This window comes from Streptomyces sp. NPDC101152 (assembly GCF_044768275.1).
Classification (GTDB): Bacteria; Actinomycetota; Actinomycetes; order Streptomycetales; family Streptomycetaceae; genus Streptomyces.
In genome coordinates, this window is the sequence record NZ_JBIWPO010000002.1 from 308804 (window position 1) to 326618 (window position 17815).

General features: G+C 66.7%; 31 protein-coding genes. All 31 read left to right on the forward strand.

Going from position 1 to position 17815, the window contains the following annotated elements; genetic code table 11:
• Positions 1 to 141 precede the first annotated feature (141 nt).
• The 31 genes from rpsJ (at position 142) to truA (ending at position 17812) form a co-directional block, all read left to right on the forward strand.
• Complete coding sequence (gene rpsJ / locus ACIRVK_RS03995; RefSeq protein ID WP_003948644.1) at positions 142 to 450, forward strand: 30S ribosomal protein S10; 309 nt, start codon at positions 142 to 144, stop codon at positions 448 to 450.
• A gap of 17 nt (positions 451 to 467) precedes the next feature.
• A complete protein-coding gene (rplC, locus tag ACIRVK_RS04000) occupies positions 468 to 1112 on the forward strand; it encodes a 50S ribosomal protein L3 (RefSeq protein WP_210572712.1) in 645 nt (214 codons plus the stop codon).
• 8 nt (positions 1113 to 1120) lie between these two features.
• Positions 1121 to 1777 carry a 50S ribosomal protein L4 gene (rplD, locus tag ACIRVK_RS04005; protein WP_404243689.1) on the forward strand — a complete coding sequence of 219 codons (657 nt, stop codon included), beginning with the start codon at positions 1121 to 1123 and terminating at the stop codon, positions 1775 to 1777.
• The gene (gene rplW / locus ACIRVK_RS04010; protein WP_404243691.1) at positions 1777 to 2196 is read left to right on the forward strand and encodes a 50S ribosomal protein L23; all 420 of its coding nucleotides are present in this window, start codon (positions 1777 to 1779) and stop codon (positions 2194 to 2196) included. Before rplD ends, rplW begins: the two co-directional genes overlap by 1 nt.
• A gap of 38 nt (positions 2197 to 2234) precedes the next feature.
• The gene (gene rplB, locus ACIRVK_RS04015; RefSeq protein WP_058923763.1) at positions 2235 to 3071 is read left to right on the forward strand and encodes a 50S ribosomal protein L2; all 837 of its coding nucleotides are present in this window, start codon (positions 2235 to 2237) and stop codon (positions 3069 to 3071) included.
• Between the two features lie 12 nt (positions 3072 to 3083).
• Positions 3084 to 3365: a 30S ribosomal protein S19 gene (gene rpsS, locus ACIRVK_RS04020; RefSeq protein WP_007384069.1), complete on the forward strand. Its 282-nt coding sequence runs from the start codon at positions 3084 to 3086 to the stop codon at positions 3363 to 3365.
• Between the two features lie 44 nt (positions 3366 to 3409).
• The gene (rplV, locus tag ACIRVK_RS04025; RefSeq protein ID WP_003974262.1) at positions 3410 to 3757 is read left to right on the forward strand and encodes a 50S ribosomal protein L22; all 348 of its coding nucleotides are present in this window, start codon (positions 3410 to 3412) and stop codon (positions 3755 to 3757) included.
• A complete protein-coding gene (gene rpsC, locus ACIRVK_RS04030; RefSeq protein WP_116148545.1) occupies positions 3757 to 4584 on the forward strand; it encodes a 30S ribosomal protein S3 in 828 nt (275 codons plus the stop codon). The genes rplV and rpsC overlap by 1 nt, the downstream gene beginning before the upstream one ends.
• 5 nt (positions 4585 to 4589) lie before the next feature.
• On the forward strand, positions 4590 to 5009 hold the full coding sequence (gene rplP / locus ACIRVK_RS04035) for a 50S ribosomal protein L16 (protein WP_007494765.1): 420 nt from the start codon (positions 4590 to 4592) through the stop codon (positions 5007 to 5009).
• A complete protein-coding gene (gene rpmC, locus ACIRVK_RS04040; protein ID WP_003974259.1) occupies positions 5009 to 5233 on the forward strand; it encodes a 50S ribosomal protein L29 in 225 nt (74 codons plus the stop codon). Before rplP ends, rpmC begins: the two co-directional genes overlap by 1 nt.
• On the forward strand, positions 5233 to 5520 hold the full coding sequence (rpsQ, locus tag ACIRVK_RS04045; protein WP_007384073.1) for a 30S ribosomal protein S17: 288 nt from the start codon (positions 5233 to 5235) through the stop codon (positions 5518 to 5520). The genes rpmC and rpsQ overlap by 1 nt, the downstream gene beginning before the upstream one ends.
• A gap of 241 nt (positions 5521 to 5761) precedes the next feature.
• Complete coding sequence (rplN, locus tag ACIRVK_RS04050; protein WP_003998823.1) at positions 5762 to 6130, forward strand: 50S ribosomal protein L14; 369 nt, start codon at positions 5762 to 5764, stop codon at positions 6128 to 6130.
• Between the two features lie 2 nt (positions 6131 to 6132).
• Positions 6133 to 6456 (forward strand): 50S ribosomal protein L24, encoded by a 324-nt coding sequence (gene rplX / locus ACIRVK_RS04055; protein WP_030930498.1) that lies wholly within the window; start codon positions 6133 to 6135, stop codon positions 6454 to 6456.
• Positions 6456 to 7013: a 50S ribosomal protein L5 gene (gene rplE / locus ACIRVK_RS04060; RefSeq protein ID WP_007494758.1), complete on the forward strand. Its 558-nt coding sequence runs from the start codon at positions 6456 to 6458 to the stop codon at positions 7011 to 7013. The genes rplX and rplE overlap by 1 nt, the downstream gene beginning before the upstream one ends.
• 5 nt (positions 7014 to 7018) lie before the next feature.
• Entirely contained in the window at positions 7019 to 7204 is a 186-nt protein-coding gene (locus tag ACIRVK_RS04065; RefSeq protein ID WP_003948630.1) for a type Z 30S ribosomal protein S14, read from the forward strand.
• Between the two features lie 209 nt (positions 7205 to 7413).
• Positions 7414 to 7812, forward strand: coding sequence for a 30S ribosomal protein S8 (gene rpsH, locus ACIRVK_RS04070; protein ID WP_007494756.1), 399 nt, complete (start codon positions 7414 to 7416; stop codon positions 7810 to 7812).
• 24 nt (positions 7813 to 7836) lie between these two features.
• Entirely contained in the window at positions 7837 to 8376 is a 540-nt protein-coding gene (gene rplF, locus ACIRVK_RS04075) for a 50S ribosomal protein L6 (RefSeq protein ID WP_404243696.1), read from the forward strand.
• A 3-nt stretch (positions 8377 to 8379) separates the two neighbouring features.
• Positions 8380 to 8763 carry a 50S ribosomal protein L18 gene (rplR, locus tag ACIRVK_RS04080; protein ID WP_133043287.1) on the forward strand — a complete coding sequence of 128 codons (384 nt, stop codon included), beginning with the start codon at positions 8380 to 8382 and terminating at the stop codon, positions 8761 to 8763.
• 36 nt (positions 8764 to 8799) lie between these two features.
• Positions 8800 to 9405, forward strand: a complete 606-nt coding sequence (gene rpsE, locus ACIRVK_RS04085) for a 30S ribosomal protein S5 (RefSeq protein WP_009190144.1) — start codon at positions 8800 to 8802, stop codon at positions 9403 to 9405.
• Positions 9406 to 9407: 2 nt separating this feature from the next.
• Positions 9408 to 9590 (forward strand): 50S ribosomal protein L30, encoded by a 183-nt coding sequence (rpmD, locus tag ACIRVK_RS04090; RefSeq protein WP_003974250.1) that lies wholly within the window; start codon positions 9408 to 9410, stop codon positions 9588 to 9590.
• 2 nt (positions 9591 to 9592) lie between these two features.
• Positions 9593 to 10048 (forward strand): 50S ribosomal protein L15, encoded by a 456-nt coding sequence (rplO, locus tag ACIRVK_RS04095; protein WP_006140897.1) that lies wholly within the window; start codon positions 9593 to 9595, stop codon positions 10046 to 10048.
• 210 nt (positions 10049 to 10258) lie between these two features.
• Positions 10259 to 11572: a preprotein translocase subunit SecY gene (secY, locus tag ACIRVK_RS04100; RefSeq protein ID WP_404243698.1), complete on the forward strand. Its 1314-nt coding sequence runs from the start codon at positions 10259 to 10261 to the stop codon at positions 11570 to 11572.
• Positions 11572 to 12234: an adenylate kinase gene (locus tag ACIRVK_RS04105; RefSeq protein WP_404243700.1), complete on the forward strand. Its 663-nt coding sequence runs from the start codon at positions 11572 to 11574 to the stop codon at positions 12232 to 12234. The genes secY and ACIRVK_RS04105 overlap by 1 nt, the downstream gene beginning before the upstream one ends.
• 106 nt (positions 12235 to 12340) lie before the next feature.
• On the forward strand, positions 12341 to 13177 hold the full coding sequence (map, locus tag ACIRVK_RS04110) for a type I methionyl aminopeptidase (protein ID WP_404243702.1): 837 nt from the start codon (positions 12341 to 12343) through the stop codon (positions 13175 to 13177).
• 321 nt (positions 13178 to 13498) lie between these two features.
• Positions 13499 to 13720, forward strand: coding sequence for a translation initiation factor IF-1 (gene infA, locus ACIRVK_RS04115; protein ID WP_003948620.1), 222 nt, complete (start codon positions 13499 to 13501; stop codon positions 13718 to 13720).
• Positions 13721 to 13779: 59 nt separating this feature from the next.
• Entirely contained in the window at positions 13780 to 13893 is a 114-nt protein-coding gene (gene rpmJ, locus ACIRVK_RS04120; RefSeq protein WP_003998809.1) for a 50S ribosomal protein L36, read from the forward strand.
• Between the two features lie 190 nt (positions 13894 to 14083).
• Positions 14084 to 14464, forward strand: a complete 381-nt coding sequence (rpsM, locus tag ACIRVK_RS04125) for a 30S ribosomal protein S13 (RefSeq protein ID WP_404243704.1) — start codon at positions 14084 to 14086, stop codon at positions 14462 to 14464.
• 70 nt (positions 14465 to 14534) lie between these two features.
• Positions 14535 to 14939, forward strand: coding sequence for a 30S ribosomal protein S11 (gene rpsK, locus ACIRVK_RS04130; protein ID WP_003956432.1), 405 nt, complete (start codon positions 14535 to 14537; stop codon positions 14937 to 14939).
• Between the two features lie 237 nt (positions 14940 to 15176).
• A complete protein-coding gene (locus tag ACIRVK_RS04135) occupies positions 15177 to 16199 on the forward strand; it encodes a DNA-directed RNA polymerase subunit alpha (protein WP_003966937.1) in 1023 nt (340 codons plus the stop codon).
• 84 nt (positions 16200 to 16283) lie between these two features.
• Positions 16284 to 16787, forward strand: coding sequence for a 50S ribosomal protein L17 (rplQ, locus tag ACIRVK_RS04140; protein ID WP_404243706.1), 504 nt, complete (start codon positions 16284 to 16286; stop codon positions 16785 to 16787).
• Between the two features lie 167 nt (positions 16788 to 16954).
• A complete protein-coding gene (gene truA / locus ACIRVK_RS04145; protein ID WP_404243708.1) occupies positions 16955 to 17812 on the forward strand; it encodes a tRNA pseudouridine(38-40) synthase TruA in 858 nt (285 codons plus the stop codon).
• The last annotated feature ends 3 nt before the right edge of the window (positions 17813 to 17815 follow it).

The following is a 17815-nucleotide window of genomic DNA, read 5'->3' on the forward strand; positions in this document are numbered from 1 at the left end:
TGGACCTCATTCCCGCAGGGATGTTCGAACAAGGGACATCCATGTCGGCGGGGATGCGACACACCCGACCGCGTGGGTCGGCGAAAGTCAAGGGAACACCGGGTTCCAGAGCTGTAGAAGAGACAGGACTACTGAGTAGCCATGGCGGGACAGAAGATCCGCATCCGGCTCAAGGCCTACGACCACGAGGTCATCGACTCCTCGGCGAAGAAGATCGTCGAGACGGTGACCCGTACTGGTGCGTCGGTCGCGGGCCCGGTGCCGCTGCCCACTGAGAAGAACGTGTACTGCGTCATCAAGTCGCCGCACAAGTACAAGGACTCGCGCGAGCACTTCGAGATGCGCACGCACAAGCGCCTGATCGACATCCTCGACCCGACGCCCAAGACCGTTGACTCTCTGATGCGACTCGACCTCCCGGCCGGTGTCGACATCGAGATCAAGCTCTGAGGGCCGGTGAGCTGAGAATGACCAAGCAGATCAAGGGCATCCTGGGCGAGAAGCTCGGCATGACGCAGGTGTGGGACGAGAACAACCGTGTTGTTCCGGTCACCGTCGTCAAGGCCGGCCCCAACGTCGTCACCCAGGTGCGTACGAACGACAGCGACGGCTACGAGTCGGTCCAGATCGCCTTCGGCGAGATCGACCCGCGCAAGGTGAACAAGCCCCTCAAGGGCCACTTCGCCAAGGCCGACGTGACGCCGCGCCGCCACCTCGTCGAGATCCGCACCGCGGACGCCTCCGAGTACACCCTCGGCCAGGAGATCACCGCCGAGGTGTTCGAGGCCGGGATCAAGGTCGACGTCACCGGCAAGAGCAAGGGCAAGGGCTTCGCCGGTGTCATGAAGCGTCACAACTTCAAGGGCCTCGGCGCCGGTCACGGCACCCAGCGCAAGCACCGCTCGCCCGGTTCCATCGGTGGCTGCGCCACCCCGGGCCGCGTGTTCAAGGGCCTCCGCATGGCGGGTCGCATGGGCAACGAGCGCGTCACCACCCAGAACCTGACCGTCCACGCCGTTGACGCGGAGAAGGGTCTGCTGCTCATCAAGGGCGCGGTTCCCGGTCCGAACGGCGGCCTCGTCCTGGTCCGCACCGCGGCCAAGGGGGCCTGAGGTAACCGATGAGTACTGTTGACATCCTTTCGCCTGCCGGCGAGAAGGCCGGTTCCGTCGAGCTCCCCGCGGAGATCTTCGGCGTGGAGAAGGTCAGCATCCCGCTGATCCACCAGGTCGTCGTCGCGCAGCTGGCGGCTGCCCGTCAGGGCACGCACAAGACCAAGACCCGTGGCGAGGTCCGCGGCGGTGGCAAGAAGCCGTACCGCCAGAAGGGCACCGGTCGCGCCCGTCAGGGTTCGACCCGCGCGCCGCAGTTCGCCGGCGGTGGCGTCGTCCACGGCCCGCAGCCGCGCGACTACTCGCAGCGGACCCCGAAGAAGATGAAGGCTGCCGCCCTGCGTCACGCCCTCACCGACCGGGCCCGCCACAACCGCATCCACGTCGTCTCCGGCGTCATCGAGGGCGACAGCCCCTCGACGAAGGCCGCCCGGACGCTGTTCGGCAAGATCTCGGAGCGCAAGAACCTGCTCCTGGTCGTCGACCGCGCCGACGAGGCCGCGTGGCTGTCCGCCCGCAACCTGCCCCAGGTCCACATCCTGGAGCCGGGCCAGCTGAACACGTACGACGTTCTCGTCTCCGACGACGTGGTCTTCACCCAGGCCGCCTTCGAGTCCTTCGTGTCCGGCCCGAAGGCCAATGACACCGAAGGGAGCGAGGTCTGATGGCCATCCGTCACCCCGCCATTGCCTCGAAGGCCGCGAAGAAGGCCAAGGCCGCCCGCGTCGCCAAGGCGCGCCGCCACGCCACCGAGGGCAAGAACACCGTCGTCACGCCGCTGAGCAAGTCGTACACGGACCCCCGTGACGTGCTGCTCAAGCCGGTCGTGTCGGAGAAGAGCTACGCGCTCCTGGACGAGAACAAGTACACGTTCATCGTCGACCCGAACGCCAACAAGACCCAGATCAAGCAGGCCGTCCAGGCGGTCTTCTCGGTCAAGGTCACCGGGGTCAACACGATCAACCGCATCGGCAAGCGCAAGCGGACCCGCACCGGGTTCGGCCAGCGTGCGGCGACCAAGCGCGCGATCGTGACCCTCGCCGAGGGCGACCGTATCGACATCTTCGGCGGTCCGACCGCGTAAGCGGGTCGGATCGTCCGATATCGGACGAGGACTGAGAAATGGGAATCCGCAAGTACAAGCCGACTACGCCGGGCCGTCGTGGTTCCAGCGTCGCCGACTTCGTCGAGGTCACGCGGTCCACGCCGGAGAAGTCGCTGGTCCGCCCCCTGCACAGCAAGGGCGGCCGTAACAACGCCGGTCGTGTGACCGTTCGCCACCAGGGTGGCGGACACAAGCGCGCCTACCGCGTGATCGACTTCCGTCGTCACGACAAGGACGGCGTGCCGGCGAAGGTCGCGCACATCGAGTACGACCCCAACCGCACCGCGCGCATCGCGCTGCTCCACTACGCGGACGGCGAGAAGCGCTACATCCTGGCGCCGAAGGGCCTGACCCAGGGCGACCGGATCGAGAACGGTCCCGGCGCCGACATCAAGCCCGGCAACAACCTGGCGCTGCGCAACATCCCGGTCGGTACGACGATCCACTCCGTGGAGCTTCGTCCGGGTGGGGGCGCCAAGTTCGCCCGCTCCGCCGGTGCCTCCGTGCAGTTGCTCGCGAAGGAGGGCACGATGGCCCACCTCCGCATGCCCTCCGGTGAGATCCGCCTGGTCGACCAGCGCTGCCGCGCCACGGTCGGCGAGGTCGGCAACGCCGAGCAGAGCAACATCAACTGGGGCAAGGCCGGCCGCAAGCGCTGGCTGGGCGTCCGCCCGACCGTTCGCGGTGTGGCGATGAACCCGGTTGACCACCCCCACGGTGGTGGTGAGGGCAAGACCTCCGGTGGTCGCCACCCGGTCAGCCCCTGGGGCCAGAAGGAAGGACGTACTCGTTCGCCCAAGAAGGCGTCGAACAAGTACATCGTCCGCCGCCGCAAGACGAACAAGAAGCGCTAGGAGCGGGTTCAGATGCCGCGCAGTCTCAAGAAGGGGCCCTTCGTCGACGACCACCTGATCAAGAAGGTGGACGCCCAGAACGAAGCCGGTTCCAAGAACGTCATCAAGACCTGGTCCCGTCGCTCGATGATCGTCCCGGCCATGCTCGGCCACACGATCGCGGTGCACAACGGCAAGACCCACATCCCGGTGTTCGTCACCGAGTCGATGGTCGGCCACAAGCTCGGCGAGTTCTCGCCGACGCGCACCTTCCGGGGTCACGTCAAGGACGACCGGAAGTCGAAGCGCCGCTAGCAGCGGATCGCATTCAGACACGTAAGTAACTGAGAGGGACAACCATGGAAGCCAGGGCCCAGGCGCGGTACATCCGCGTTACGCCCATGAAGGCCCGCCGCGTGGTGGACCTTATCCGTGGCATGGACGCCACGGAGGCTCAGGCTGTTCTGCGATTCGCTCCGCAGGCAGCCTCCGTGCCCGTCGGCAAGGTGCTCGACAGCGCCATCGCCAACGCCGCGCACAACTACGACCACACCGACGCCGACAGCCTCTTCATCTCCGAGGCGTACGTCGACGAGGGCCCGACCCTGAAGCGGTTCCGTCCGCGTGCCCAGGGCCGCGCCTACCGGATCCGCAAGCGGACCAGCCACATCACCGTGGTCGTCAGCAGCAAGGAAGGAACCCGGTAATGGGCCAGAAGGTTAACCCGCATGGGTTCCGGCTCGGTGTCACCACGGACTTCAAGTCCCGGTGGTACGCCGACAAGCTGTACAAGGACTACGTCAAGGAAGACGTCGCCATCCGTCGGATGATGACGTCCGGCATGGAGCGCGCCGGCATCTCCAAGGTGGAGATCGAGCGCACCCGTGACCGCGTGCGGGTGGACATCCACACCGCTCGTCCGGGCATCGTCATCGGCCGCCGTGGTGCCGAGGCCGACCGCATCCGCGGTGACCTCGAGAAGCTCACGGGCAAGCAGGTCCAGCTGAACATCCTCGAGGTCAAGAACCCCGAGACGGACGCTCAGCTGGTCGCGCAGGCCGTCGCCGAGCAGCTCTCCTCCCGCGTCTCCTTCCGCCGTGCCATGCGCAAGAGCATGCAGTCGGCGATGAAGGCCGGCGCAAAGGGCATCAAGATCCAGTGCGGTGGCCGCCTCGGCGGCGCCGAGATGTCCCGCTCGGAGTTCTACCGCGAGGGCCGCGTGCCCCTGCACACGCTCCGCGCGAACGTGGACTACGGCTTCTTCGAGGCCAAGACGACCTTCGGCCGCATCGGTGTGAAGGTCTGGATCTACAAGGGCGACGTCAAGAACATCGCCGAGGTCCGCGCCGAGAACGCCGCTGCCCGTGCGGGTAACCGCCCGGCCCGCGGTGGCGCCGACCGCCCGGCCCGTGGTGGCCGCGGTGGCGAGCGTGGTGGGCGCGGTCGCAAGCCGCAGCAGGCTGCCGGCGCCGAGGCCCCCAAGGCCGAGGCTCCCGCGTCCGCTCCGGCTGAGAGCACCGGAACGGAGGCCTGACCGACATGCTGATCCCCCGTAGGGTCAAGCACCGCAAGCAGCACCACCCGGGACGCAGCGGCGCTGCCAAGGGTGGCACGACGGTCGCGTTCGGCGAGTACGGCATCCAGGCGCTCACCCCGGCGTATGTGACGAACCGTCAGATCGAGGCCGCTCGTATCGCCATGACGCGTCACATCAAGCGTGGTGGCAAGGTCTGGATCAACATCTACCCGGACCGCCCGCTCACCAAGAAGCCCGCCGAGACCCGCATGGGTTCCGGTAAGGGTTCTCCGGAGTGGTGGATCGCCAACGTCAAGCCCGGACGCGTGATGTTCGAGCTGTCGTACCCCAACGAGAAGATTGCGCGTGAGGCCCTCACTCGTGCGGCTCACAAGCTGCCGATGAAGTGCCGGATCGTCAAGCGCGAGGCAGGTGAAGCGTGATGTCGGCCGGTACCAAGGCGTCCGAGCTGCGCGAGCTGGGCAACGAGGAGCTTCTCGCGAAGCTCCGCGAGGCCAAGGAAGAGCTGTTCAACCTCCGCTTCCAGGCGGCGACCGGTCAGCTCGAGAACCACGGTCGGCTCAAGGCCGTCCGTAAGGACATCGCGCGGATCTACACCCTGATGCGTGAGCGCGAGCTGGGCATCGAGACGGTGGAGAGCGCCTGATGAGTGAGAGCAACGTGACTGAGCAGACTGCAGAGGCCCGCGGCTTCCGCAAGACCCGTGAGGGTCTCGTCGTCAGCGACAAGATGGACAAGACCGTCGTCGTCGCCGTCGAGGACCGCGTCAAGCACGCGCTGTACGGCAAGGTCATCCGCCGTACCAACAAGCTCAAGGCGCACGACGAGCAGAACGCCGCGGGCGTCGGCGACCGTGTCCTCCTCGCGGAGACCCGGCCGCTGTCCGCGACGAAGCGCTGGCGCGTCGTCGAGATCCTCGAGAAGGCGAAGTAATCAAGCGGGGGTCCGCCCCCGCTGCCCCCGCCGGGGATCGTCCCCGGGCTCCGGCCCGGCCGGGCGCTCCCGGCGAGGTTTCGCCCGAACGAAGGGAAACCGCCTCCTGGCGGCTCCGTGAGACGGCTTACGGGGCCGCCCGGTCGGCAAGCAATTCCTGCTGGGGTATCCCGGCAGGACGGTTCCGCCAGGCTCTCCGGCTCACCCCCGGAGGGAACCGGCAGACAAACAGGAGATAGACGTGATCCAGCAGGAGTCGCGACTGCGTGTCGCCGACAACACTGGTGCGAAGGAAATCCTTTGCATCCGTGTGCTCGGTGGCTCCGGTCGCCGCTACGCGGGCATCGGTGACGTCATCGTCGCCACCGTGAAGGACGCGATCCCCGGTGGCAACGTGAAGAAGGGTGACGTCGTCAAGGCGGTCATCGTTCGCACCGTCAAGGAGCGCCGCCGTCCGGACGGCTCGTACATCCGCTTCGACGAGAACGCCGCCGTCATTCTGAAGAACGACGGCGACCCTCGCGGCACCCGCATCTTCGGCCCGGTCGGGCGTGAGCTGCGCGAGAAGAAGTTCATGAAGATCATCTCGCTGGCTCCGGAGGTGCTGTAAGCATGAAGATCAAGAAGGGCGACCTGGTCCAGGTCATCACCGGCAAGGACAAGGGCAAGCAGGGCAAGGTCATTGCCGCTTACCCGCGCGAGGAGCGCGTCCTGGTCGAGGGTGTCAACCGGGTCAAGAAGCACACCAAGGCCGGTCCGACCGCCAGCGGTTCGCAGGCCGGCGGCATCGTCACGACCGAGGCGCCGATCCACGTCTCCAACGTCCAGCTGGTCGTTGAGAAGGACGGCAACAAGGTCGTCACGCGTGTCGGCTACCGCTTCGACGACGAGGGCAACAAGATCCGCGTTGCCAAGCGGACGGGTGAGGACATCTGATGGCTACCACCACCACTCCGCGTCTCAAGACGAAGTACCGCGAGGAGATCGCGGGCAAGCTGCGTGACGAGTTCAAGTACGAGAACGTCATGCAGATCCCCGGCCTCGTCAAGATCGTGGTCAACATGGGTGTCGGCGACGCCGCCCGTGACTCGAAGCTGATCGAGGGCGCGATCCGCGACCTGACCACCATCACCGGTCAGAAGCCGGCCGTCACCAAGGCCCGCAAGTCCATCGCGCAGTTCAAGCTGCGTGAGGGCCAGCCGATCGGTGCCCACGTCACGCTCCGTGGCGACCGCATGTGGGAGTTCCTGGACCGCACCCTGTCGCTCGCGCTGCCGCGCATCCGCGACTTCCGCGGCCTGTCCCCCAAGCAGTTCGACGGTCGTGGCAACTACACCTTCGGTCTCACGGAGCAGGTCATGTTCCACGAGATCGACCAGGACAAGATCGACCGCGTCCGGGGTATGGACATCACCGTGGTGACCACGGCGACCAACGACGCTGAGGGCCGTGCGCTCCTTCGTCACCTCGGCTTCCCCTTCAAGGAGGCGTGAGCGAGATGGCGAAGAAGGCTCTGATCGCGAAGGCTGCTCGCAAGCCCAAGTTCGGCGTGCGTGGCTACACGCGCTGCCAGCGCTGCGGCCGTCCCCACTCCGTGTACCGCAAGTTCGGCCTGTGCCGCGTGTGCCTTCGTGAGATGGCTCACCGTGGCGAGCTGCCGGGCGTGACCAAGAGCTCCTGGTAATCCCCGATTTAGGGATTCCCGAAGCTCTCGGTAAGCAATGGGCGTGTCAGGCGCCCACCCTTCCATGGCTTAGGCTGGGAGGGTTGGGCGCCCTGACGCCCGTACGACTTACTACGCCGTAGGTCCACCGCACCGCACCCGCCTCGTCTCGGATCGAGGAGAGGGATGGGCACCTGGAAACCCCGGCGAGAGAGGCCGAAGGCCAATTCATGACCATGACTGATCCGATCGCAGACATGCTTACGCGTCTGCGGAACGCGAACTCGGCATACCACGACTCCGTGACGATGCCGGCATCGAAGATCAAGTCGCACATCGCGGAGATCCTCCAGCAGGAGGGCTTCATCACGGGCTGGAAGATCGAGGACGCCGAGGTCGGCAAGAACCTCGTCCTGGAGCTGAAGTTCGGCCCCAACCGTGAGCGCTCCATCGCGGGCATCAAGCGGATCTCCAAGCCCGGTCTCCGGGTGTACGCGAAGTCCACCAACCTGCCGAAGGTGCTCGGCGGCCTCGGCGTGGCGATCATCTCCACGTCGCACGGGCTCCTCACCGACAAGCAGGCCGGCAAGAAGGGCGTGGGTGGGGAAGTCCTCGCCTACGTCTGGTAGCGGAAGGGAACGGAGGAAACAGCTATGTCGCGTATTGGCAAGCTCCCCATCACGGTTCCCGCCGGCGTGGACGTCACCATCGACGGCCGTACGGTCTCGGTCAAGGGCCCCAAGGGCGAACTGACCCACACCGTTGTCGCGCCGATCGACATCGCCAAGGGTGAGGACGGCGTTCTGAACGTCACCCGCCCCAACGACGAGCGTCAGAGCAAGGCCCTGCACGGCCTGTCCCGCACGCTGGTGGCGAACATGATCACCGGCGTGACCCAGGGTTACGTGAAGAAGCTCGAGATCAGCGGTGTCGGTTACCGCGTCACGGCCAAGGGCTCGAACCTCGAGTTCGCGCTCGGCTACAGCCACCCGATCACCGTCGAGGCGCCCGAGGGCATCACCTTCAAGGTGGAGACCCCGACCCGCTTCTCGGTCGAGGGCATCGACAAGCAGAAGGTCGGCGAGGTTGCGGCCAACATCCGCAAGCTGCGCAAGCCCGACCCGTACAAGGCCAAGGGCGTCAAGTACGAGGGCGAAGTCATCCGCCGCAAGGTCGGAAAGGCGGGTAAGTAAGCCATGGCATACGGACAGAAGATCCTCAAGGGCGACGCCTACAAGCGCGCCGCGATCAAGCGCCGCCACATCCGGATCCGTAAGAACATCAACGGAACGGCGGAGCGTCCGCGTCTGGTCGTTACCCGCTCCAACCGCCACATCGTGGCCCAGGTGATCGACGACCTCAAGGGTCACACCCTTGCGTCGGCGTCCACCCTGGACACCTCGATCCGCGGTGGCGAGGGCGACAAGTCCGCGCAGGCCAAGCAGGTCGGCGCCCTGGTCGCCGAGCGCGCCAAGGCCGCCGGTGTCGAGGCTGTCGTGTTCGACCGTGGTGGCAACCAGTACGCCGGGCGCATCGCCGCCCTGGCGGACGCCGCCCGCGAAGCCGGGCTCAAGTTCTGAGCCGCTCGTAGCTAGCGGAAAGAGAGAGGTAATCCAATGGCTGGACCCCAGCGCCGCGGTGGCGGTGCCGGTGGCGGCGAGCGGCGGGACCGTAAGGGTCGTGACGGTGGCGCAGCCGCCGCCGAGAAGACTGCTTACGTTGAGCGTGTCGTCGCGATCAACCGTGTCGCCAAGGTTGTGAAGGGTGGTCGTCGCTTCAGCTTCACCGCGCTGGTCGTGGTGGGCGACGGTGACGGCACCGTGGGTGTCGGTTACGGCAAGGCCAAGGAGGTGCCGGCCGCCATCGCCAAGGGCGTTGAGGAGGCCAAGAAGCACTTCTTCAAGGTCCCGCGTATCCAGGGCACCATCCCGCACCCCATCCAGGGTGAGAAGGCGGCCGGCGTCGTGCTGCTGAAGCCCGCGTCCCCCGGTACCGGTGTTATCGCCGGTGGCCCGGTGCGTGCGGTGCTCGAGTGCGCCGGTATCCACGACGTGCTGTCGAAGTCGCTCGGCTCCGACAACGCGATCAACATCGTGCACGCGACCGTGGAGGCCCTCAAGGGCCTGCAGCGTCCCGAGGAGATCGCGGCCCGCCGTGGTCTGCCGCTCGAGGACGTCGCCCCCGCGGCTCTCCTGCGTGCGCGTGCCGGGGCGGGTGCGTAATCATGGCGCAGCTCAAGATTACGCAGGTCAAGTCCTACATCGGCAGCAAGCAGAACCACCGTGACACCCTGCGCTCCCTTGGTCTCAAGGGCATCAACACGCAGGTCGTCAAGGAGGACCGCCCCGAGTTCCGCGGCATGGTGCACACCGTCCGCCACCTCGTGACGGTCGAGGAGGTCGACTGATCATGGCGGAGAACAACCCGCTCAAGATCCACAACCTCCGTCCCGCCCCGGGCGCCAAGACCGCCAAGACCCGTGTCGGTCGTGGTGAGGCGTCGAAGGGTAAGACGGCCGGTCGTGGTACCAAGGGCACCAAGGCCCGCTACCAGGTTCCGGAGCGCTTCGAGGGTGGGCAGATGCCCCTCCACATGCGCCTCCCGAAGCTGAAGGGCTTCAAGAACCCGTTCAAGACCGAGTACCAGGTCGTGAACCTCGACAAGCTGGCCGCGCTCTACCCCGAGGGTGGCGAGGTCACCGTCGAGGGCCTGGTGGCCAAGGGTGCCGTTCGCAAGAACAGCCTCGTCAAGGTCCTCGGCCAGGGCGAGGTCTCCGTGGCGCTGCAGGTGACGGTCGACGCCGTCTCCGGCTCCGCCAAGGAGAAGATCACCGCCGCCGGCGGTACCGTCACCGAGCTCGTCTGAACCACTCAGGCGATCGCTCGATGACCTGATCGATCCCGACCGGGGATATCCCACAAAGGGGTATCCCCGGTTGGTCGTTCCACGGGGACGTGTGCCGCCGGTAAGGTAGCCTGCACCGTTCGTTATTCATTACCCGTGGTATCCGTCGTATCCGTCGAACCTCAAGACCGTCACCCTTGACGCAGTTGCGCGGGGGTCGCAGGAGGCACCGTGCTCACCGCGTTCGCCCGGGCGTTCAGGACGCCCGACCTGCGCAAGAAGCTGCTCTTCACGCTGGGCATCATCGTGGTCTACCGGGTCGGTACCCACATTCCGATCCCTGGCGTCAACTACACCTCTGTGCAGCAGTGCGTAAAGGAAGCCTCTGGCAACCAGGGGCTCTTCGGCATGATCAACATGTTCAGCGGTGGCGCGCTGCTGCAGATCACGATCTTCGCGCTCGGCATCATGCCGTACATCACGGCGAGCATCATCCTGCAGCTGCTGACCGTGGTGATCCCGCGCCTGGAAGCCCTGAAGAAGGAGGGCCAGGCGGGCACCGCGAAGATCACGCAGTACACCCGTTACCTGACGGTGGCCCTCGCCATCCTGCAGGGCACCGGCCTGGTGGCCACCGCCCGCAGCGGCGCCCTCTTCGGCCAGTGCTCGGTCGGCAGCCAGATCGTGCCGGACCGCTCGATCTTCACCACCATCACCATGGTCGTCTGCATGACCGCCGGTACGGCCGTCGTGATGTGGCTCGGCGAGCTGATCACCGACCGCGGCATCGGCAACGGCATGTCGATCCTGATGTTCATCTCGATCGCCGCGACCTTCCCGTCCGCGCTGTGGGCCATCAAGAAGCAGGGCACGCTGGCCGGCGGCTGGATCGAGTTCGGCACCGTCATCCTGGTGGGCCTGGTCATGGTGGGCCTCGTCGTCTTCGTCGAGCAGGCCCAGCGCCGCATCCCGGTGCAGTACGCGAAGCGCATGATCGGCCGCCGTTCCTACGGAGGTACGTCGACGTACATCCCGCTGAAGGTCAACCAGGCCGGTGTGATCCCGGTCATCTTCGCCTCGTCGCTGCTCTACATCCCGGCACTGGTGGCGCAGTTCTCCGGCGGCAACTCCAGCTGGAAGGTCTGGGTCAACGACAACCTGACCAAGGGCGACCACCCGATCTACCTGGTCAGCTACTTCCTGCTGATCGTTTTCTTCGCGTTCTTCTACGTGGCGATCTCCTTCAACCCCGAAGAAGTCGCCGACAACATGAAGAAGTATGGTGGCTTCATCCCGGGCATCCGGGCTGGCCGACCGACCGCTGAGTACCTCAGCTTCGTGCTCAACCGGATCACCTGGCCGGGTTCGCTGTATCTGGGTCTGATCGCTCTCGTGCCAACGATGGCGTTGGTCGGGTTCGGGGCAACCGGTAACTTCCCCTTCGGCGGGACGAGCATCCTGATCATCGTGGGTGTGGGTCTCGAGACGGTGAAGCAGATCGAGAGCCAGCTCCAGCAGCGCAATTACGAAGGGTTCCTCCGCTGATGCGTATCGTCCTCGTCGGGCCGCCGGGTGCCGGTAAGGGAACGCAAGCTGTTCGCCTTGCCGAGAAACTGCGCATCCCGCACATCTCCACGGGCGACCTGTTCCGCGCCAACATCAGCCAGCAGACGGAGCTCGGGAAGCTCGCGAAGTCCTACATGGACGCCGGCAACCTCGTCCCCGACGAGGTGACCATCGCGATGGCGAAGGACCGTATGGAGCAGCCGGACGCCGAGGGCGGCTTCCTGCTCGACGGTTTCCCGCGCAACGTCTCGCAGGCCGAGGCGCTCGACGAGCTGCTGAAGACCGAGTCCATCAAGCTGGACGCCGTGCTCGACCTCGAGGTCCCCGAGGAGGAGGTCGTCAAGCGGATCGCCGGCCGGCGCATCTGCCGCAACGACTCCGCGCACGTCTTCCACGTGACCTACAGCCCGCCGAAGCAGGAGGGCGTCTGCGACGTCTGCGGCGGTGATCTGTACCAGCGTGACGACGACTCCGAGGAAACGGTGCGCACGCGGCTGGAGGTCTACCACACGCAGACCGAGCCGATCATCGACTACTACAAGTCGCAGGGTCTGGTCGTCACGATCTCGTCCCTCGGCCCGGTGGACGAGGTCACCCAGCGAGCCCTCGAGGCCCTCAAGCGCGAGGACGACGGCAAGTAGCCGTCAGCCTCTTACGGCCGTGGCACCCGCAGGGGCGTCACGGCCGTAGTGTTGTGTTGGTAACCGAGTTGACGCAGTGAGCAGCAGACGGAGAGCGCAGGCCCCCATGGTGCAGATCAAGAGCCCCGAGCAGATCGCCAAGATGCGTGAGGCGGGGCTGGTCGTCGCCGCCATCCACGCGGCGACGCGGGAAGCGGCCGTGCCCGGCGCCAGCACCAAGGACCTCGACGAGGTCGCCCGCAAGGTGCTCGCCGAGCACAACGCCAAGCCCAACTTCCTCGGTTACGGCGGCTTCCCGGCGACCATCTGCACCTCCGTCAACGAGGTCGTCGTGCACGGCATCCCCTCCGAGGACGTGGTCCTCAAGGACGGCGACATCATCTCCATCGACTGCGGCGCGATCGTCGACGGCTGGCACGGCGACGCGGCGTACACCGCGTTCGTCGGCTCGGGCCACGCGCCCGAACTCATCGAGCTCTCCCGGGTCACCGAGGAGTCGATGTGGGCCGGCATCGCGGCGATGAAGCAGGGCCACCGCCTCGTCGACGTCTCGAGGGCCATCGAGACGTACATCCGCCGCCAGCCGAAGCCGGGCGGCGGCAAGTACGGGATCATCGAGGACTACGGCGGCCACGGCATCGGCACCGAGATGCACATGGACCCGCACCTGCTGAACTACGTCGACCGCCGCCGCGGCAAGGGCCCCAAGCTGGTCCCGGGCTTCTGCCTCGCCATCGAGCCGATGGTCTCCCTGGGCACCCCCAAGACCGAGGTCCTCTCCGACGACTGGACGGTCATCACCACCGACGGCACCTGGTCCTCCCACTGGGAACACTCGGTCGCCCTCACCGAGGAGGGCCCCCTGGTCCTCACCGCCCCGGACGGCGGCCGCGCGAAGCTGGCGGAGCTGGGGATCACGGTGGCACCGGACCCGCTGGGCTGAGCACCTGGCCGGCCCGGGACCGCCGGTCGGAGGCCGGCGCGGCCGCTCGAAGCCTGTGAGGCGCCCTGGGCGCCGAGCCCGCGGGGGCGGTGTCGGGGAGAGGTCGGCGGGCCGCGCGAAGCCGGCGGAGTTGGGGATCACGGTGGCACCGGACCCGCTGGGCTGAGGATCTCGTGCTTAAGGATCTCCCTGCCGGGGCATTCTTCCTCGATTCGTGTTTCAGGGTGCGCTGACGTAGACTGACTCGTCGGCTCTCGTGCGCCCGCATGTCCGCATGCTCGTGGGAGAGTCGATCAAGGTAGTCGATTCGAAGGGCGAAGCGTGGCCAAGAAGCAAGGTGCCATCGAGATCGAGGGCACTGTCGTCGAGTCTCTTCCGAACGCCATGTTCAAGGTCGAGCTCCAGAACGGCCACCAGGTCCTGGCACACATCAGCGGCAAGATGCGTATGCACTACATCCGCATCCTCCCTGACGACCGGGTCGTGGTGGAGCTGTCTCCGTACGACCTGACGCGTGGCCGGATCGTCTACCGCTACAAGTAGATCTTGCCCGCATCCCGTTCCGGCGGGGTGGTGGCACTGACCCGGAGAACCTCAATCCCATGAAGGTCAAGCCGAGCGTCAAGAAGATCTGCGACAAGTGCAGGGTGATCCGCCGTCACGGTCGGGTCATGGTCATCTGCGAGAACCCGCGCCACAAGCAGCGCCAGGGCTGACGCACGACCGATCCCTCTGCATCCACCGCAGAGATTCGCGCGACGCAAGCTGAATATGTTCATACGCAGGACCCGGGCACCCCAGTGCCTGACACCCCCGGTTCGGAGGCCGGGGACCCGGTTCGTACCTGACACGGCGACCGGGAACTGGTTCTGTGGAAGACCTCCGAAGATCACCAGGAGCCATTGAATGGCACGCGTTTCCGGTGTTGACATCCCGCGCGAAAAGCGCGTGGAGGTCGCCCTCACCTACGTGTTCGGCATCGGCCGGACCCTCGCGAAGGAGACGCTGGCTGCGACCGGCGTCAACCCCGACACCCGCGTCCGCGACCTCTCCGAGGAGCAGCTCGTCGCGATCCGCGAGTACGTGGACAACAACATCAAGACCGAGGGTGACCTCCGTCGTGAGATCCAGGCCGACATCCGCCGCAAGGTGGAGATCGGCTGCTACCAGGGTCTCCGTCACCGTCGCGGTCTGCCCGTCCGCGGTCAGCGCACCAGCACCAACGCTCGCACCCGCAAGGGCCCGCGTCGCGCCATCGCCGGCAAGAAGAAGCCGGGCAAGAAGTAGTCCTCAGCGGACAACGCTTCACCAGCGGTCTTCGCTGTAGGACCGACCACCTCCCCGTAGGAGTTTGTAGATGCCCCCCAAGGGACGTCAGGGCGCTGCCAAGAAGGTGCGCCGCAAGGAAAAGAAGAACGTCGCTCACGGCCACGCGCACATCAAGAGCACGTTCAACAACACGATCGTCTCCATCACGGACCCGTCCGGCAACGTGATCTCCTGGGCCTCCGCCGGCCACGTCGGCTTCAAGGGCTCCCGGAAGTCCACGCCGTTCGCCGCGCAGATGGCCGCCGAGTCGGCTGCCCGCCGCGCCCAGGAGCACGGCATGCGCAAGGTCGACGTGTTCGTCAAGGGCCCGGGTTCCGGTCGTGAGACCGCGATCCGCTCCCTGCAGGCCACGGGCCTCGAGGTCGGCTCCATCCAGGACGTCACCCCGACCCCCCACAACGGCTGCCGTCCGCCGAAGCGTCGTCGCGTCTGACGCGCGGGCTCACGGTGGCTCGGCTGGGGGTGTGGGGGTCATCCCCCACATGTCGCAGCACGGCTGCCGTCCGCCGAAGCGTCGTCGCGTCTGACGTCGCTTCGCAGGGTTGGCCGGGCGGTACGGCTCCGTAAGGGGCGTACCGCCCGTACCCTTGCAGTACCCGCACTCCTACGGGGTGCGGTTCCGTCGGGCGTCAAATAGCGGGCGTCCACGAATGAAGGATCTGATCCACACATGCTGATCGCTCAGCGTCCCTCGTTGACCGAAGAGGTCGTCGACGAGTTCCGCTCCCGGTTCGTGATCGAGCCGCTGGAGCCGGGCTTCGGCTACACCCTCGGCAACTCCCTCCGCCGCACCCTCCTGTCCTCGATCCCCGGTGCCGCTGTCACCAGCATCCGGATCGACGGCGTCCTGCACGAGTTCACCACCGTGCCCGGCGTCAAGGAGGACGTCACCGACCTGATCCTCAACATCAAGCAGCTGGTCGTCTCCTCCGAGCACGACGAGCCCGTGGTGATGTACCTGCGCAAGCAGGGCCCGGGTCTGGTCACCGCCGCAGACATCGCGCCCCCGGCCGGTGTCGAGGTGCACAACCCCGACCTCGTCCTCGCCACGCTCAACGGCAAGGGCAAGCTGGAGATGGAGCTGACGGTCGAGCGCGGCCGCGGTTACGTCTCCGCCGTGCAGAACAAGCAGGTGGGCCAGGAGATCGGCCGCATCCCGGTCGACTCCATCTACAGCCCGGTGCTCAAGGTCACGTACAAGGTCGAGGCGACCCGTGTCGAGCAGCGCACCGACTTCGACAAGCTGATCGTCGACGTCGAGACCAAGCAGGCGATGCGTCCGCGTGACGCCATGGCCTCCGCCGGCAAGACCCTGGTCGAGCTGTTCGGTCTCGCCCGCGAGCTGAACATCGACGCCGAGGGCATCGACATGGGCCCGTCCCCGACGGACGCGGCGCTGGCGGCCGACCTCGCGCTCCCGATCGAGGAGCTCGAGCTGACCGTCCGCTCCTACAACTGCCTCAAGCGCGAGGGCATCCACTCCGTGGGTGAGCTCGTGGCGCGTTCCGAGGCCGACCTCCTGGACATCCGCAACTTCGGTGCGAAGTCCATCGACGAGGTCAAGGCGAAGCTGGCCGGCATGGGCCTGGCCCTCAAGGACAGCCCGCCCGGATTCGACCCCACGGCCGCCGCCGACGCCTTCGGCGCCGACGACGACGCGGACGCGGGTTTCGTGGAGACCGAGCAGTACTGATCGGTTGTTGCCGGTGAGCACCCGCTCACCGGGTTCCTGACCCCGGTACCTGATACGGCCGGGGCAGATACCAAGGAGAAAGAAATGCCGAAGCCCACCAAGGGTGCCCGTCTGGGCGGCAGCGCCGCGCACGAGAAGCTGCTCCTCGCGAACCTCGCGAAGTCGCTGTTCGAGCACGGTCGTATCACCACCACCGAGGCGAAGGCCCGTCGTCTTCGTCCGTACGCCGAGCGTCTGGTCACCAAGGCGAAGAAGGGCGACCTTCACAACCGCCGTCAGGTGCTCCAGGTGATCACGGACAAGAGCGTCGTCCACACGCTCTTCACCGAGATCGGCCCGCGCTACGAGAACCGTCCGGGTGGTTACACCCGCATCACCAAGATCGGTAACCGCCGTGGCGACAACGCGCCCATGGCTGTCATCGAGCTGGTCGAGGCGCTGACGGTGGCGCAGCAGGCGACGGGTGAGGCCGAGGCCGCGACGAAGCGTGCGGTCAAGGAGGCCGAGGCCGCTCCGGTTGCCGAGGAGACCAAGGTCGACACGACCAAGGCCGACGAGGTCTCCGACGAGGAGAACAAGGACGCGTAAGCGTCTGCGGGGCTGTTCGGTTGGCGGCCGCAGGTTCGTCGTGGTTGCTCGCGCCCACGCGGCGGAGCCGCAAATTCAGCACAGCCCCGCGCCCCTTGAGGGGCGCTCAGTGGGTCCGTTCCTTTTCAGGAGCGGGCCCGCTTTTGTGTTGCTGAGAGGATCTCTGGGTGAGTGACGAAGTAGAGCCCGGGTATGTACGTGTCCGTCTTGACCTGTCCTACGACGGCACCGACTTCTCCGGCTGGGCCAAGCAGGCCGGTGGGCGGCGGACCGTGCAGGGGGAGGTCGAGGATGCCCTGCGTACCGTCACGCGGTCGGGGGACGTGACCTACGAGCTGACCGTCGCCGGGCGGACCGATGCCGGGGTGCATGCTCGGGGGCAGGTGGCCCATGTCGATCTGCCGGAGGCGGTCTGGCGGGAGCATCACGAGAAGCTGCTGAAGCGGCTCGCCGGGCGGTTGCCGCGGGATGTGCGGGTGTGGGCGCTCAGGGAGGCGCCCAGCGGCTTCAACGCCCGTTTCTCGGCCGTCTGGCGGCGCTACGCGTACCGGGTGACCGACAATCCCGGGGGAGTTGACCCGCTGCTGCGCAACCATGTGCTGTGGCACGACTGGCCGCTCGACGTCGACGCCATGAACGAGGCGGCCCAGGGGCTGCTGGGGGAGCACGACTTCGCCGCCTACTGCAAGAAGCGGGAGGGGGCGACCACCATCCGTACCTTGCAGGAGCTGAGCCTGGAGCGGGGAGCGGACGGGATCATCACGGCCACCGTGCGGGCCGACGCCTTCTGCCACAACATGGTGCGCTCGCTCATCGGGGCGCTGCTGTTCGTGGGAGACGGGCACCGCGGACCGGACTGGCCGGGCAAGGTGCTGGCCGCCGGCGTACGGGACTCCGCCGTGCATGTCGTACGGCCGCACGGGCTGACCCTCGAGGAGGTCGGCTACCCGGCCGACGGGCTGCTGGCCGCGCGCAACAAGGAGGCGCGCAACCGGCGGACGCTGCCCTCAGCCGGGTGCTGCTGAGCG